General features: G+C 43.8%; 12 protein-coding genes. 10 read left to right on the top strand and 2 right to left on the bottom strand.

Annotated features, from left to right (window positions below; genetic code table 11):
- Nucleotides 1-80: 80 nt before the first annotated feature.
- Complete coding sequence (locus tag IX84_RS00085; protein WP_044215513.1) at nt 81-503, bottom strand: DUF423 domain-containing protein; 423 nt, start codon at nt 501-503, stop codon at nt 81-83.
- Nucleotides 504-726: 223 nt separating this feature from the next.
- Here IX84_RS00085 and IX84_RS00080 point away from each other — a divergent pair, with 223 nt between their 5' ends.
- The gene (locus IX84_RS00080; RefSeq protein ID WP_044215510.1) at nt 727-2,982 is read left to right on the top strand and encodes a hypothetical protein; all 2,256 of its coding nucleotides are present in this window, start codon (nt 727-729) and stop codon (nt 2,980-2,982) included.
- 415 nt (nt 2,983-3,397) lie between these two features.
- On the opposite strand, the gene IX84_RS00075 is transcribed toward IX84_RS00080, so the two are convergent.
- The gene (locus tag IX84_RS00075; RefSeq protein ID WP_044215509.1) at nt 3,398-3,775 is read right to left on the bottom strand and encodes a DUF2116 family Zn-ribbon domain-containing protein; all 378 of its coding nucleotides are present in this window, start codon (nt 3,773-3,775) and stop codon (nt 3,398-3,400) included.
- Nucleotides 3,776-3,895: 120 nt separating this feature from the next.
- Between IX84_RS00075 and IX84_RS00070 the strand changes: the two genes are divergently transcribed.
- From IX84_RS00070 to IX84_RS00020, 9 genes are all read left to right on the top strand, one after another.
- Complete coding sequence (locus IX84_RS00070) at nt 3,896-4,642, top strand: outer membrane beta-barrel protein (RefSeq protein ID WP_044215506.1); 747 nt, start codon at nt 3,896-3,898, stop codon at nt 4,640-4,642.
- A 61-nt stretch (nt 4,643-4,703) separates the two neighbouring features.
- Nucleotides 4,704-5,402: a hypothetical protein gene (locus IX84_RS00065; protein ID WP_044215504.1), complete on the top strand. Its 699-nt coding sequence runs from the start codon at nt 4,704-4,706 to the stop codon at nt 5,400-5,402.
- A 171-nt stretch (nt 5,403-5,573) separates the two neighbouring features.
- Nucleotides 5,574-6,224 (top strand): outer membrane beta-barrel protein, encoded by a 651-nt coding sequence (locus IX84_RS00060; RefSeq protein WP_152604863.1) that lies wholly within the window; start codon nt 5,574-5,576, stop codon nt 6,222-6,224.
- Between the two features lie 103 nt (nt 6,225-6,327).
- The gene (locus IX84_RS32340) at nt 6,328-6,828 is read left to right on the top strand and encodes a DUF4190 domain-containing protein (protein WP_081968540.1); all 501 of its coding nucleotides are present in this window, start codon (nt 6,328-6,330) and stop codon (nt 6,826-6,828) included.
- 290 nt (nt 6,829-7,118) lie between these two features.
- On the top strand, nt 7,119-7,826 hold the full coding sequence (locus IX84_RS00050; RefSeq protein WP_044215500.1) for an SH3 domain-containing protein: 708 nt from the start codon (nt 7,119-7,121) through the stop codon (nt 7,824-7,826).
- Nucleotides 7,827-8,235: 409 nt separating this feature from the next.
- Complete coding sequence (locus tag IX84_RS32335; protein ID WP_052515651.1) at nt 8,236-9,690, top strand: tyrosine-type recombinase/integrase; 1,455 nt, start codon at nt 8,236-8,238, stop codon at nt 9,688-9,690.
- A gap of 229 nt (nt 9,691-9,919) precedes the next feature.
- The gene (locus IX84_RS30535) at nt 9,920-11,464 is read left to right on the top strand and encodes a DUF5655 domain-containing protein (RefSeq protein ID WP_052515650.1); all 1,545 of its coding nucleotides are present in this window, start codon (nt 9,920-9,922) and stop codon (nt 11,462-11,464) included.
- A gap of 568 nt (nt 11,465-12,032) precedes the next feature.
- Nucleotides 12,033-12,542, top strand: a complete 510-nt coding sequence (locus IX84_RS00030) for a hypothetical protein (protein ID WP_044215496.1) — start codon at nt 12,033-12,035, stop codon at nt 12,540-12,542.
- Between the two features lie 1,008 nt (nt 12,543-13,550).
- On the top strand, nt 13,551-14,828 hold the full coding sequence (locus IX84_RS00020; RefSeq protein WP_072013633.1) for a DUF4236 domain-containing protein: 1,278 nt from the start codon (nt 13,551-13,553) through the stop codon (nt 14,826-14,828).
- Nucleotides 14,829-15,792 lie beyond the last annotated feature (964 nt).

Below are 15,792 nucleotides of genomic sequence, written 5' to 3'. Positions count from 1 at the left end.
TTTTTTGGTTCGGTATTGCAACGGGAAGCATCCTTTGTTTGTGCGAAGTGAGATGTTAAGGTTCGCGGCTGTGCCTGTAATCAGCCCTCTTCACTGCCTTTGCGGCGGTAGGACTTTTCATTTTTCTGGAATGTAGCCAGTATGAAGCACGCCCAGCCGGCTATAAAAGCCACACCTCCCACGGGAGTGACGGGGCCAAGTACCGAAGTGTTCAGGCTGAATAACTCGCTTATTGCGAGCAGGTACAAGGAGCCGGAGAACAAAACGATACCGGCGATGAAAAGCCAGCCGGCGGCTGTGAGGAGTTTATTTTTGCGCCAGTACAGCAACAGCCCTACCGAGAGGAGGGCAAAAGCATGATAAAACTGGTACCGCACACCGATTTCAAAAGTATTAACACTTGCGGCATCCACCGCATTTTTCAGGCCATGTGAACCGAAGGCACCTAGTGCAACTGCGAGCAGGGCCATCAAACCACCGAGTCTTAGAAATGGTTTTCTCATAGAGTTTGTTATTGAGTCAATAAAAAGCGTGCAATAAGTGACCGGTCAATCAGAGCGATCTCATTTAAAATGGGTCGGTGTTGCAGGAGTGTGTTGCGGAGTAATTCTGGCAATATATCGATTAGTAATTTATCCTTGTACAGTTGAGGAGGCAGTACCGCCTGCAACTGCTATTGTGTTCCGATCTTTGCCTAGCGAAGATAAGGATTTTTCAATAATTGATATGCTGGTAGCGGACAAAATGACATTGGTAGTGGAGCTGGAGCGCGGCCGATCAGACATTCTGAGTATCGACTCTGCCTGGGAGGATGGGCTTTGGATGTTGCAACAAATAGGCACCGGCACTTACGGTTGGTCAGTGGCTAAGCACGGTGGCCTACCTGTAGCAGCCCGGAGTATTGCTGCTCAGGAGCCGGCCTCAATCTACCGGGGCGTGCCTTTATATGTCCTCTCAGGGCGGATATGGGTAGCACAGTACCGCAACCTCTGGCTAGCCGGCACACAGTCACGATTAGTGGAAGCGATGATAGCAACCTTAGAGGGCGGGCAAAAAGAATGGCAGGGTGTTGCGGATACTGGGATTACAGTATCAGTAGAGAACCTATCGGCTTTTTTCAGTGGTAGGGCAGGCGGTGCTCTGTCTGCATGGCTTCAGGAGCTTGAAAAATCGGATTATCAGCTTCACCTGACTGCTTTAGGGCGTGAGCGGTTACAGGTTCGTGGGCGGTTGCATTCCCGGGATAATCGGAGTGTTATTCCGTCCATGGAATCGATTGCTGAGTACTTGCCAATACAACTGGCCTGGAGTACTGCTGCTCCTGCCGTGGCTATATCAGCGCAGAATCCCTTATCCCGTTTTATAAACCCGTGGTTGGGCAAGCACAAGGTAGTTGCACAGCTGGCTCTTCCGGGGGAGTATCCTGACAATCGGGTACTACTGCTTTCGGTTAATGGAGGCGACCCATCCGATTATCTTATTCGGTTGAGTTCAGAGCTGGGTGTGCTGGAAGAATTTTCCTATCAAATGTTTGAAGTTCGTCAGGTGTTGGGTGATGGTTTATTCAGCTCTTTTATTCGGGGAGGGCTTCGCAACCCGTACATTGTGTTTCTTGGAGATTATGTAGCCCTGAGCCCTTCCCGGGCAGGCATAGAGCAGGTGATGAATGCCCGTGCATTGGGGCTTTCGCTTTTGCAGGATGCCACCTTCAATAACCGGGTCGCGCTGGATTCCACCAAAAGGCCTGCTGCATGGTGGTACAGTCATCACGGGCGATCAGCCCGGCTTGTCGATCAGTTGATGATAGGGGAAGACATAGGGGCAGGCACTTTCTGGAGTGGCTGGTCCTCCACCACCGGGGCAATTTATGAAGATGGATCAATCAGCCTGGATAGCCGCAGGCAAGAGCAGCGTTCTGGTTTGGCGGCGGCGCTGGTATGGCAATTACCACTGGAGGAAACCATTATTGCTGGTCCTTTTTTGTTAGAGCAAAGCATTCTGGTTCAGGAGGCAAGCAGTGGTTTGGTTTGCCGGGGCCTGGAAGGGAACGTTCGCTGGGCTTATCCGCTTCGGGACAGCATCAAGGGAGCGCCGCAGCCCCTGTATTTAGATGGAGGACGAAGAGCCGGCATTGCTTTTGCTGCCGGTGATCAGGTACATGTTCTGGACTGGCAGGGAAAAGCGCATGCTCCTTTTCCACTAAGGGTTCCCTCGGGTATTCAGTCCCCTCTTGAGGTAAGCGTGCTGGAACAACCGGTAGTTTATGCTCTTTGGGTCGCTAGCCGGGATCAACGCATATATGGGTACGATCAGGACGGCCGTTTTTTGACCGGTTGGGGGCCTAATCAGGTGGCCGACACGCTGGTTTCCTTTCCTGTTCAGCATTCGCAGTATCAGGGGCAAGATTATATAACTGTGCTATCGGAAAGCGGCCGTCTTTATCTCTTTGACCGTCTCGGCCGATTGAAGCTCGATACATTACCACTTCGTGCGAAAGCCATTTCTCCTCCTTATCTGCGGTTGGGGCCTCAACAACAGCGTATTGCAGTGGGTCAATCTGATGGTTATGTGCAGGTTTTTAATCTGGAAGGGCAGACTTTCCGGTTATCGCTTATGCCCAATCATGAGGGAGCTGTACAGTTTCGGTTTGAGGATATAGTGGGTGATGAGCGAGGCGATTATTTGATGTGGGACAACGCTTCTCTGCGCCTGTTCAGTTACGAAGGCACGGATTTCCGGGAAGTACAAAAATGGTCGGTAGGTGCGCCCCTGCACAGCGTACAATATAAGGAATGGAAAGACGAAGGTCTGTTGATGGGGTTTAGTGCTGATGCCCGCAGGTTATGGGTGCTCGGCATGGATGGCAAGGTACAGCCGGGTTTCCCTGTAGCGGCTGATGCACCGGCCGCTGTTTTGGCGGAGGAAGAGCGGTTGCTTATCCTTTGTTATTATGAAGGGAGCTTGTATTTGTATGAGCTTTAGAGAGTTTGGAGCTCGTTCCTGTTGCAAATCAACGCTTTATGAACCCCGTAGAAATGCGGGGCAAGCTCTGACTTCCTCAGTAAATTTTCATTTAGCCCGCTAAGCTCAAATTTAGTGACTTCGCCAGAATCATAAATCCTTGATTTTCATGAGGGAACCGCTCCAAAAAAGCTCTTAAAATCGGAAGCGAGAGCTATGATTTTTCAATTATGGGTTGCACAAGAATAAAAAAAAGCCTAAATTAACATTGTAAGCGAAGACGCGCTTGTCTGGTGATCGCAATAAAGCACTTTAGGAGGAGTAGGCTTTGCGACTTATGGTCGGCGAAGCCTTTTGCAAATGGTTACAGGATTATTTTAGGTGTAGTTGCAATTCTTTGATTATCAATGCTCAATTGGTCCGGTTGTCCACTTTGTTACGCTCCTCGTTTTACGATAAGAATTTCCTGGTTCGAGAACTCCATCCAGCTAAAGTCATAGACATGGTGGTAAGTTTTACCCCGTGAATTGATGGAATAGCCGGTGATGTATTTGTAATTGAATTTTTTCTTATCCAGTTCTGAGCGGTTGACTTTACGCTGCGTGGTATTTCCATCCATAATTTCGATTAGGATAGACCGGTTTCGATGGAGGATTTTATCGGTCTGCTGCACCGCTTCGGATGTAGCTTTGCGCAAGCCCACGTGGTAGGCATTCTTACAGGTAGAAGAGCAAAAGACCTTATCGGCCCTGCCTTTGATCGGCAGTCCACAAATTTTGCAGGTACGCTTTTCGGTAGAGGGCGGCGTTTTCATAGATGCTTAAAAATTATTGTCTTGTTAAGGTAAGAGGTTTCCATTAAAAAACCACAATAAATATAGGCAAAGCAGGTTTTTAATTTTGTGTCAATCCTTCAAATTTAATAACTACCTGCCATGAAAAACCTCAGTTTTCCCCTCTTCGGAATTATAACCCTCCTTTTTTTATCTTCTGCAAGCGACTTATGTGCACAATACGGCCGTTCCGGTTGGCGGCAGCAAGACGCCTTTGATGTAGTGGTTGGTGGAGACTTCGGTTTTCACCTGATCAGTGGCAACACCGCCGACGAAGCTGCCGCACCGATGATCAGCAACCGGCAGGGCTACGAGAACAACAAGCTCAATTACCGTTTGGGGTTTAATTACTATTTGGGGCTCAGCCCTTCTCTGGCCATCAAAGCAGGCGCACGCTATGCCAATCCTGGCTTTACGACAAGCCCGGTAGAATCCTTTGACCCGGCACAAGACATTAATACGGTCGGGAAGGAATTCGAGCCCTTTGGATCAGAATACCGGTATGAATATCAGATGTTTGAATTTCCGGTGGGCGTGAAGTATACACTCATCAACTCCATCTGCGAGCCCTACTTCGAAGTGGGTATTTCCCCTGCCATTTACTGGCGAACTTTGGTGCAGCAGCGTTCCTACGAAGGCGGTACTTCGGTTACCGAGGTCCGGGAGTCCATGAACCGGCTCAACTTCATTGGTTTCTTGTCGGTAGGTGGCAACCTCAATCTGACACAGTCGCTTTCCGGCTTCACTCAGCTTATAGGCCGCTATCAGTTGAACAACCTTCGTAAAGGGCCGGTACAGGAAAGGTTGCTCGGGTTGGGGCTGGAGATGGGCCTGCGGTATTATTTGTAAGGGGATGTCAGATCATTTGCTGACTTGCGGTAGTCAAAATCATACATTTCAGCTTTAAATCATGTCCGGTAAATCACGGTTTTTCCTTCTAGCCCTGCTCCTGTTTGTTGTTGATCTTTCCGCTCAAAGCTGGACTTACGGACTCGAGGGTGGGGTAGGGATGGATGAGTACAAGGACGAAGTATTTCACTCTCGTGCCACTACCGAATTTGAATCTTCACGAATACCTGTATTTTCCGCAGGAGGCTTTCTTCGGTACAAAAAAAGCCAGCATTGGTTCTTTGAATCGGGGTTGGCCTTAAGCCGGGTACACCGGAAGTACCGGTATGCCTTCGACAGTGACTTCACCTACGGATTAGCCCGGGTAGTGGAGAACAGGAACAGCAAGGCTTACACGCTGACCATGCCCCTTTCCATAGGGTTTGAATATAGCTTTTTGAGGATAAACTTCGGTTGGCGCTTTTCCAGGATATTATGGCGCAATGAAAGCAAGTCAGAGCTATCTCTGAGTTATTACGGTGAAGACAAAGTGGAGAAAGGCAGATTGTATGTTCCGGGCCAGCGTACGACCTTTTCAGAGCCCTTTTTGAAATGCAGTGCAGCAATAAAGCCCGGTCTTGAAGTATACGGCATGTTCTTTCGTTATCGCTGGAATTATAGTTATGAAGCTATTTTCGGACGTTGGCGGTTTGCAGTGGGCGCACTATATACGCTTGGTGCATTTGATTTAGGGGGGACCGCTACGGAAGTGAAGGACTAAGATTATACACACAATCCACTAGCTTGAGCATATTCAGCTAGAATTCTCTTACCTTTTAGTCAAGCAGTCGTGCCGGAGTATCTCGGTCAAAAAGGTTTTCAGTATTACGTTAACCGTTTTTTATCAAACAGACCAGGCTTGATTATAGGAAATTCAAAAGCAGGGCTCATTTTGCTACTAGTAATGTTTAGCTGTCAGCTTGGCGCGCAGGTTTTCAGGTATGGCGTACAGGCAGGCATTGGTATTGAGCAGTTCAATAACGGGGAGGAGGTAATGCGGCAGGATTTTGAAGTTTCCTTCCGGCCTTTACTAACGGTAGGAGGGCTGGCAGAGATGAGCTTTTGGGAAGTGCCGGTGTTTTTTGGGTTAGGCTTGAATTTAAATCGCGCTCACCGGGTATACAGTCGGGGATTTGACTCGGATTTTGCATTCGGGCTGACTCGAGTTGAAGAGTACAGGGACCGCAGAACGTATTTTCTTACGCTTCCCTTATCAGCAGGTTTTCGGGAAGGCCGGGTGTCGGTCAGTTTTGGCATGCGAATGCTGTACACACTAAGTACGAACAACCGCAACTCCACGATTACCTATGAATACATTGCCGTCATTCCGTCGGAAACCCTTCCGCTTCGGGAAATCGACTATATGCCTTTTCATACGGAGCCCTTTGTAAAGGCAAGTTATGCCCTCAATGCTGGCTGGGAGGCTTACGGTGCTATCTTCCGGCACAACAGTAATCCCGATTTTGAGAGCCTGCATGCCCGGTGGCGGTATGTTGTGGGGGCCGTGTATTATTTGGGGATCCCCGCGAAGGACAAGCTTTAGTGTAGATCAGCCAGGGAGCTTTCAGCTGCAAAGCGTCTCTTGAGACAACAGACACTGAAATAAGTTTCAAAACCGCATTTTTCACCAATTAACATCAATCAACATGAGTCATCGTTTAACGCTGATTGGCATTCTTGCCATTTGTTTTGTTTTCAATTCCTTTAGAGGGCATGCTGCTGTAATGCCGGCGGTTGATACCGGTGATCGCCCGGCATCGGTGTTTGACCTTAGCCCGGAATCTCTGGTCAGTAAAAGCAAGAGCGAGTTGCAGGCTGAGATAGGGAGGAAGCTGACCTTGAAAGAGAAAATCGCTTTAAAATTTGTCAAGAGGAAACTAAAGAAAAATAAGGATTTAAGTCCCAGAGGGGCGCTGGAGCAGGCTGAAATAGACGGACTGGCCATTGCAGGGTTTGTTACCGGTCTTGTGGGGATATTCATTCTCGGTATCATTCTGGGAACTTTAGGGATTGTCTTCAGCGCTATAGCACTAAGCAGAATCAAAAAAGAGCCGGAAGTGAGGACTGGGAAAGGTTTGGCAATCGCAGGTTTAGTGCTTGGCATTATTTCCGTTTTGGGGGCGCTCATCATCATTGCAGCAGCGTAGACCTTGCAGAAAGGGGCCTCTACAAAGAGAGGGCATATGGTTCCAACTTGACTGTTGCACATATGGATGTATTCAAGTTGAAGCTTTTTAGCCAATTGGCTTCAAATGTAGTACAGGCATGCGTCTGCAACGGCTTGTTATGTTTCAAGATCGTTACCATTTTCCCTGTCGATGAGTGCTGAAATAGAACTGAGCAGCAATACAGTGCAGCAGAAACTATAACGCTGCGTTGTGCACTGTTCCCTAATAAGGGGACAAATAGCAAAACAGGGAAAGCAATAATTACCGGCATGAAGATTACACTTGTTGTCATGGGCTTAATGGCTCCAATATTAGGGGCTGCCATTGTTACATATCAGGCAGGAGATGAGTTGCACGTCTGGGCTGCATCCGGTTTGAATATGAGGAAGGCACCTGAGTTGCAGTCTGAAGTCATTGCTGCTATACCGTTTGGAGCAGCAGTAATTTCCCGGGGCAACAAAACCATTAATGAATATCAATATCATTCCCAGAAACTTACCGACCGGGGTACTGCCTTCGATGATAAGCCTTTTGCCGTTGTACTTCACGGGCATTGGGTGAAGGTGGCTTACGGTGGGGTGGAAGGTTTTGTATTTGATGCTTATTTGTCCAGTTGGGCACCCCTGTCTGATCCAGGGGTATTCACCAGCGTCTCTGATTACTTTAAGCAAGTATGCGATACCGCTATTTATCTGGAACGAAGAGATACCGTGACCACTCTAGGTACGGAGAGGATCGTGTTCAGTAATGGAGCGTATGTATCCTCCTATTTTCACACCGGAGGGTTTGGGTTTCAAATGAATCTGCCCGAATACTCTGTTGAAGAAGCCTACCTGCTGCTCCTGCATCTAAACAAGCAGGTTTCCGGTATCATACAGGATGAGAATGGGAAAATCCATGTGGGCTGGAATGCCGGAGGCTTTACCCTAGAAAGCTACAGGGGCATTGTCATTATTTCCGGGGAATGGGCTTGCTGAAGCTGATTAGGAATATAGTAAATCTTCGGGCAGTAATCGTATTGCAGACCGGAGCCTTACTGTTGTTAACCGGGTGCAAGGTAGGCTCCGGTCAGGAAAGAAGCCCCTTGTCCATTGAAGAAAAAAGCGCCGTAGACTTCAGGAGAGATTCAATAGGACTAAGTCCGCTGGAGTGACAAAGAGATTCCAACGTAGCATCTTTATTCACTATTGATGACTCAGTTAAGTGTTCCTTACAGGCACTATTTCCTGTCTAGAAAACCCTATATCTGTTTTTAACGGTTAATAACGGCTAGTAACGGTTAAAGACGGATATTGTTGACGTAAACACTTAAAATGCTTGATACCAGTAAATTATAAGGTTATGTTTGGAGGTGTAATTTGATAAATAACCTTCAAATTTGGTAAAATGAGCAATTTTTCAGCAAGCAAGGAAGCAAATATTCAGGTTCGTTTATTCCATCACCGGGGCGGGAAGTATCTCCGCATTGATTTCAAGCAGTATGACAGTAATGCAAAGTACCGTTGCAAGCAGATAGAAGGCTATCGGTACAGTGCCACGCATAGTTGCTGGTACTTTCCCTGCACTTCGGGTACAATCACAGCGTTGCGGTCAGCGTTTCCGGGATTATCCATAGCCTCGTCCGTTCTGGAGGAGATGAATTTAGAGATCAGTGAAACCCCTCCTGCCCCTGCTATCCGGGAAGAGAAGATGGCGGTGTGGGTCTCCCGCACTGCAGGAAGGAAGTTCAAGATCGAGATGCCCGAGGTGAGGAGCGACTGGGCTTCCAAACTAGAGATCATACCCGGCTGGCACTTTGACACGGCTGGGCAGTTTTGGCTTTTGCCCGATAACAAAGAGAGTATTCGGTTATTGTTTTCGCTATTCGGTCAGCATTTGGAGCTCACGCCTGAGATACAGGCAGACTTTGCGCCCCGTTCAGGTGGTCGCGGATCCGATAGCATCAGCCTACCCAAGCCACAGCGCGTGCGTTGGCGCCCCAGTACCACTCTGCCCCCCATGCACGAAAAAGCACTGCTAGCCTTTGAAGAGCAACTGCTCATAGAGCGGATGAGTTATGCGACGATGAAGAGTTACCTTAATCATTTTGCCCGGTTTCTGTCCCATTTCCCGCAACGCGAAGCCAAAGATATCAGTCCGGATCAGATACGAGACTACGTTATACACATTGTAAAAGCAAGGGATTACTCCGCATCTTCGCAGAATCAAATCATCAATGCCATTAAAGCCTACTACGAAAAGGTGCTTAAGTATCAGCGTCAGCTTTACAAAGTCAGCCGCCCAAAAAAGCCCCTGAGGCTGCCCTCCATTTTAACCCGTGAGGAAGTCCGTCAGCTCTTTGACGCCACACCCAATCTCAAGCACCGTTGCATACTAATGCTGATCTATTCTGCCGGTCTACGCATCAGCGAAGCCGTCAATTTGCGGGTTCGGGACATCAAGAAGAGCCGCAAGTGCATATTCATCCGTGACGGCAAGGGCAGCAAAGACCGGTATACCGTCCTTGCGAATAATGTCATGCCCGTATTAGATCAATATTTGAAGCAATACCACCCCAAGCTGTACCTATTCGAAGGGCAGTCAGGCGGAGCCTACAGCAAGCGGAGCATTCAGGCGTTTTTCTGCCGTGCACGCGACCGGGCTGGCATCAATCCTGATGTGACGGTCCACTCTTTGCGTCATAGTTTTGCCACGCACAGTCTGGATGCCGGTGAGAACCTCCGCTACATACAAGAAGCGCTGGGCCACAATGACATCAAGACAACGGAGCGTTACCTGCATGTCTCTTCTGATGCCCTACGAAGCCTAAGCAGTCCTCTTGATGACATGGATTTATCGTGATCGGTTTGGGGGTGTCTTTTGGTATATCGCACCCCCGCAATTTAACACATTAAGTCAAAGTCAATATGTTTGCTGTTTTCACATCCCCGGGGTTGGTTTTGTTGGTTTTTTTGGTGTATCTTTTGGTCATAAACCGGGAGTTTTTTTACACGCAATACTTCGTATTGCGCTGAGTTCTGCGAAATTAAATGAATTGATATCAATATATTTGTACTGAAACCCAAATGAAATGTATACAGTAGAATTCTTAGTAATTGTCGCAAGTACAAATACGAACTCTCTTAAGTCTTTAAAAAGCCTACTTCTTTCTGATGATGATGTTGAAAAAGTGACTAGCACCAAGATCACGGTTGCGGGTTATGAGTTCAGCTATCGAGTTGAAACAGGGAAGATCAATGCTGATAAAGAACCGACCTACTTCGTGCTTCACTTTGAGTGTGAGAAAGAGGATGAGATTCCTAAATTTGTGAAGTCAATCAGAGTAATTAGAAGTGTTCTCTCGATAATTAACCCCAAGATTTATAAGCTTTGGGATGATATCGCGCAATACTACTCGGAAAGAGCATACTCAAGAATCTACAAGGTTGAAAATCTCTTGAGAAAGCTTCTTACTAAGTTCATGTTTATCAACCTAGGGATCAATTGGACATCTGAAAGAATGCCTGAAGAGGTCAAAGAGTCTATTAGGTCGGGGAATAAGGATCCTAATTTTTTACATAATGTTGATTTCATACAGTTGAGTAATTTTCTCTTCAGTGAGAAATATCCAAATCATAAGGAATTTCTAATAAAGAAATTAAGTAAGGCTGACTCTATAGATGAATTAAACTTAGAAGAAATAAAATCTTTACTACCAGAAAGCAATTGGAGTAGATATTTTGAAGAATTGGTCGATTGTGAAGGTGAGTTCTTTATAAAAAGGTGGGAAAGGTTGTACAAACTCCGTAATGCAATTGCACACAATAGATTTATTTCAATTGGAGAATTAGAAGAAGTTGAAGAATTGGTAGAGGAATTAAGTCTAATCATTGAAGAAGCTATTGAAAAACTCTCTCGTGTTGTTGTTCCAGATGATGAATTAGAGAATGTAGTAGAGAACGTAGCTAGTGAAAGGAACCAGCAGGTTGGTAACTTCATCGCTAGTTTTAAGGAGTTAGAAAATACCCTTTCTAAATTGAGTAAGCAGTTTTCCATTGGGGAGCAATTGGCCAAGAACACCATTGTTCCCATATCGAAAAGTATAAGTTTATTAGCAAATGCTAATGCAATTCCGCGAGAGATACTGGATGACCTGCACATAGCCAATAAATTTCGGAATTTAGTAGTCCATAGCTCAACGTTTGATATCCCTTCCCTTCTAATCGGGGATAGAATTGAGGAGATCAAGAGGTTGAATGAGTCTTTATCTGATAAGATCGAAGTGAAAGAGGAAGATCATCTAGCCAAGATAACAGATGAGAGCATTATTGGTATCTACCGGTCTTTGAAGGAATATCTTCTATCTCTTGATAATGTTGAAGTAAAATACAATAAGCATTACATATCATTTAAGTTAGGTAGGAATATCACTGATATTAAGATTCAGCAGAAGTCAGTCAAAATATGGTTGAATGCCAGATATGGGGAACTGTCCGATCCCAATGATATTGCTAGGGATGTTTCGAAGGTCGGGCATTTAGGAAATGGAGATTATCAGATAACTATAAGGAGTGGTGATGATTTAGAACCTTTATTCGAACTTATCAATCAGTCGTATCAATTGAATAAAGAGTAATTCGCAGAACTTAGGCTGGGCGACAAGCCTCGTGCCTCGGCCTGCGCTCAGCCCAGAGTTCTGCGCAACAAGAAAAATTCACAAGAAAGAAATTATGAGGTTCATAATATTTCTATTTGTCACGATATTATTCGCCTATCTGATTTTTGCCAATCACTCGCTGTTATCGGGAATTAACCCATTTTCAGAGAATCTAAATACCGTTGCGGATATTGTTGGACGGGTATCACCACTTGAAATCTTCGGAGTATATTCTGTGGTCATGTTTGCTTTATTTTTCGGATGTATGTTTGCTAGAAAAGAATCACGAGATCAGTATTTGAAATATTAGACCGAGACAAGGCTACATAGGAATTCGAAAGCAAGATTGAGAAGATGAGCTTTTATTGAACTTCAAAATCATGGATAATAGTATCTTCTGAAATCATAAGAGAATACAAGAGATTGAACTGTATGTCAAAAGCCGATTTTACAAAGGACTTATAAGTTTATATGCCTTTATATATGAAACATCGAGCTTTTATAGTGATGTTTGAGATGTTCCTTCAAAATAACAATGTATTGCAATATGAGAAAGTATAATGTGTTTGCAGGTGTTTTTGTGAAGACTAGTATTGTCGTTCTCTTGTGTGTTTCAGTATCGTTAAGGATACTGGGGCAAAATGATTCTTTACAAGTTTTTCAGCAATACACTTTTGAAGAATACGACTTTATTGAATTTGGAGGACAAATAGAGTTTCTCAAATCCGTTTATAAAAGAATTAGATACCCTGCAATTGCCAGGATAAAGGGTGAAGAGCAGGAAGGACGCATTCGAGCTGTGTTAAGTTGTGATCGAAATAATAGATATATCATACATACTATTTCCGATGAATATGGGACACCGATAATTTTTCATGAGGAAGTGAGAAGGGTGTTGGATGAAGTGGTAATGTTATCGGATGGTAGCAATAAGAATCCTTATTTGCTAGAAATTATGTTTGATTTCAGGATAAACAGGGAATGTATATACCAAGATGAACCAAAAGAAATCTGTGTTGTAGGTTATTCCGTGGGACTAAAACGTAATTCCATATAGAAGTAGATTAATTGAAAGCGCAGAACTTAGCTTGTGCGACAAGCCTCGTGCCTCGGCCTGCGCCCAAGCCCGAGTTATGGGGTACCGCATCAGAATTGGCATTCTATGGAATTGAAAATATGGATTGTCCCGCCTCAAAAATGAAAACTCAGAATTGAGAATAGTCCAGAAATCGAGAACTTGAGTTCCCAATCGGGTAATTGAAATTTTGAAACGGCGGGTAAAAGTCCTGTCGAGTATTGTATTCTTTACGGTTAATCGGGCAGAAGACGAAAAATTTGGATTCCTAAGATTAACCGGGCCCATCTTGAAAAATGAGATTGGTTTTTTCAGATGAGATTTACGTTTAGGCGGCTTTTGAAATAGAAATCAGGAATTTGAATCTCGTCCAAAAATAGAATTTGGGAATCTGGAATCTGTAAATTTTGAACTGGAAACCGTTGATTGAATCAATTTGAGAACTAAGATTAGAAACTCGAGATTTGAAGAACCTGAAACTGATTTTGATGAATCTGGAAATCGAATTGAGTAAATCAGTGATCAAAAATCAGGTTGAATCTTCTGGAAATTGAGATCAGAATCTGGAAATAAGTTGATTTCATCGGATTTTTGGTTGATTTTAGATTTGCGAAGATCAAATTGAAGAATCAAGATTTTGAAATTGAATCGCCTGAAAATCAGTAAATTGAAATCAGTTGAAAAGAATTGAACAGCCGCCTTTTGGAAAGTCCAGAATTTGAAATGGGCCCTTTTTTTGAAACGGGTAAAAGAATAAAGCGGCAACCCATAACAATGGCTACACACAAGCTGGGTAAAAATCTACGATTGAAAAATCAGAATGAAAAGTCCGCTGCAGTCAGCAAAAGCCAGGCTGCGCCAGTTTCGCCTTTTGCTGCCTGCGCTAGTTATTGGTGAAATCGGATGAAAAGATTAATTTTAGAATCCCAGCCTGCGCGTAGCCGGGCCGTTAGGCCCAATAAATAAATAGATAAATAAATAAATAATCATATGAGATTTAGCAAACGAGTTAAAATGGGAAAGGGAGTAAATATGAATCTCTCTAAATCAGGAGCTAGTATGTCTTTTGGAGGACCCGGCTTATCAATGAATTATGGAAAAAATGGATTGTACCTAAATACAGGAATTCCTGGAACAGGGTTATCTCATAGGCAAAAAATCGGAACGAGAGGGAGAACCTATAGAGATGATTCAGAATCAATAACAAAAGTTGATACGAAGATATCTATTGAAGTGAAATTGGACGATAATAATTCACCTCAAATATATTGGAACAGGAATCAAAATTTACCCAATGGAGTTAGAGCAAAAAAAGGAGAAATTATAAGAAATTCGGAGGTTTTATACGAAATAAAAAGAAACCCTGTATATAAAGAATTACTAAAAGAAGCAGCCAATGAAAAGGCAGAAGAAATAAACTTAAGAACCAAGATTTTAACTGAAATATTTAGGAAGTCTCCAAAAATCATTACTACTGAAGAGCTGACTGACAAGTTAAATGACATTCAATCCCCAAATTACTTGAATAAAGTTGAAGGTTTAAAAGAGCCAACAGTCGAAGAAAGTAGAAGAGATTTAGAACTAGAGGCTAAGAATAAAATCAAAAGTTTACTGTTTTGGAGAAATAAAAGAAATCGAGAGAAATTTGTTGAATCTAGGCTCGAAGAATATCATGGAGAAAGAGTAAAGAGATGGAAAGATAATTTGGCAGAAGCCCAAATGAACCTTCAGTCAATTATTGAGAGAATAGAATTAAGCTTAAAAGGAGATACTCAGTTTATTTCCGAATCTTTTAAAAAGTTTTTAGAAGATACAGAACTACCTGTAGATTTTTATGTCGATTACGATTTTTCATCGGTAGAAAGGACTATGAGAGTTGATTTAGATCTACCAGAGATAGAAGATTTGCCAACTCAGAAAGCTATTTTGACATCAACATCTAAGTTGTCGGTAAGAAATAAAACTCAAAAGCAATTAAAAGAAGAATATGCTAGATGTGCCATTGGTTTAGGGTTTTATTTAGCATGTAATATATTTAACCTTTCTCCGTCGATTGAAGTTATTGACCTTTCAGGTTATACTCAAAGAATATCGAAGAAAACTGGAAACGAAGAAGATCAGTATGTTTATTCAATTCGTTTTGATAGGGAAACGATAGCTAAAATAAATATGGACATGATTGAGCCAACAGAAGCAATCAAAAATTTCCATCATCGAATAGATTTGACGAAAACGTATCAGTTGAGAGAAATTGAACCATTGTTTTAATGTGATACTGGGCCTAACACAGTGCAGCCGGCAATACTCCGCTGCGCTCCGTACTGCGGCTGCACAACCCGTTGGGCGCACTCCATTTGGGAATAAGAATCTGAAAAACAATTGATTAGAGATTAAGCCTGCCTTTGAAAATCGGGAATAATTGGTTTTTGGAACCCAAGTTTTGTTTGTTACGGTCAATTGAATGTATAGCCCAATTAGGCAGGCAAAAAATGGAAAATAGAGTTGTTTTATCGGGTAATTCGTTCTCCCGAATAATTGAGATCCTTAACAATTACCGCTCCCTGTCATCGAAAGAAGAAATTGAGTTTTTTGGAGTGGGTTTACGTTTAGGGCCTCAATACGGAAAATAAGAATTGGGTAAACCGTCGAATTGAATAGAGTAGGAGGACAAGAAATTTGAACCTTTCACCGGATAAGAATCTGATCAAATTGAATCGGGTTGTCGAGAATCAAGTTGAAATTTTGGAGATTGAAAATGAGTAGATTGAATTGGTCAACTTGAATTTGAGATCAATCAAGAAAACTGAAAGTTAGCCGAATCAAATTGAAGACTGGAGATTAGAAATTTGGATCAATTTGGGAGATTGACTTTCAAGATCAAGAATTTGAAATCGGTAAATTGAGATCAGTTTTCAAGATCAATTTGAGACTATCAAAATTAGGGAATCGGTTCAATGAGATTGAAAAATCGGTAAAAACGGCCCTTTTGGAGTATCCAGAACCGGTAAACCGGTCGCTTTTTTAGGTTTACGACGAATAAAATGGAAGCGCCCAACAATGGCTACATGTCATGCCGGTAAAAATCTTTGAGAGGAAAATGGAGATGGAAAACCCGCACAGGCAGCAAAAGCCAGGCTGCGCCAAATTCGCCTTTTGCTGCCTGCGCTAGCATTTGTGAAATGGAACGAAAATGGTAAATTTAGAGTCCGGCACAGCACGTAGCCGGGCCGTT

This window comes from Phaeodactylibacter xiamenensis, from assembly GCF_000759025.1.
In the GTDB taxonomy this organism is placed as follows: Bacteria; Bacteroidota; Bacteroidia; order Chitinophagales; family Saprospiraceae; genus Phaeodactylibacter; species Phaeodactylibacter xiamenensis.
The sequence above is the reverse complement of the archived record's forward strand: the minus strand, read 5'-3'. Positions and strand labels throughout refer to the sequence as shown.

Bases quoted from the DNA above. Each gene is read 5' to 3' on its own strand.
- IX84_RS00085 (WP_044215513.1), bottom strand. From the start codon at position 503: ATGAGAAAACCATTTCTAAGACTCGGTGGTTTGATGGCCCTGCTCGCA.
- IX84_RS00080 (WP_044215510.1), top strand. From the start codon at position 727: ATGCTGGTAGCGGACAAAATGACATTGGTAGTGGAGCTGGAGCGCGGC.
- IX84_RS00075 (WP_044215509.1), bottom strand. From the start codon at position 3,775: ATGAAAACGCCGCCCTCTACCGAAAAGCGTACCTGCAAAATTTGTGGA.
- IX84_RS00070 (WP_044215506.1), top strand. From the start codon at position 3,896: ATGAAAAACCTCAGTTTTCCCCTCTTCGGAATTATAACCCTCCTTTTT.
- IX84_RS00065 (WP_044215504.1), top strand. From the start codon at position 4,704: ATGTCCGGTAAATCACGGTTTTTCCTTCTAGCCCTGCTCCTGTTTGTT.
- IX84_RS32340 (WP_081968540.1), top strand. From the start codon at position 6,328: ATGAGTCATCGTTTAACGCTGATTGGCATTCTTGCCATTTGTTTTGTT.
- IX84_RS00050 (WP_044215500.1), top strand. From the start codon at position 7,119: ATGAAGATTACACTTGTTGTCATGGGCTTAATGGCTCCAATATTAGGG.
- IX84_RS32335 (WP_052515651.1), top strand. From the start codon at position 8,236: ATGAGCAATTTTTCAGCAAGCAAGGAAGCAAATATTCAGGTTCGTTTA.
- IX84_RS30535 (WP_052515650.1), top strand. From the start codon at position 9,920: ATGTATACAGTAGAATTCTTAGTAATTGTCGCAAGTACAAATACGAAC.
- IX84_RS00030 (WP_044215496.1), top strand. From the start codon at position 12,033: ATGAGAAAGTATAATGTGTTTGCAGGTGTTTTTGTGAAGACTAGTATT.
- IX84_RS00020 (WP_072013633.1), top strand. From the start codon at position 13,551: ATGAGATTTAGCAAACGAGTTAAAATGGGAAAGGGAGTAAATATGAAT.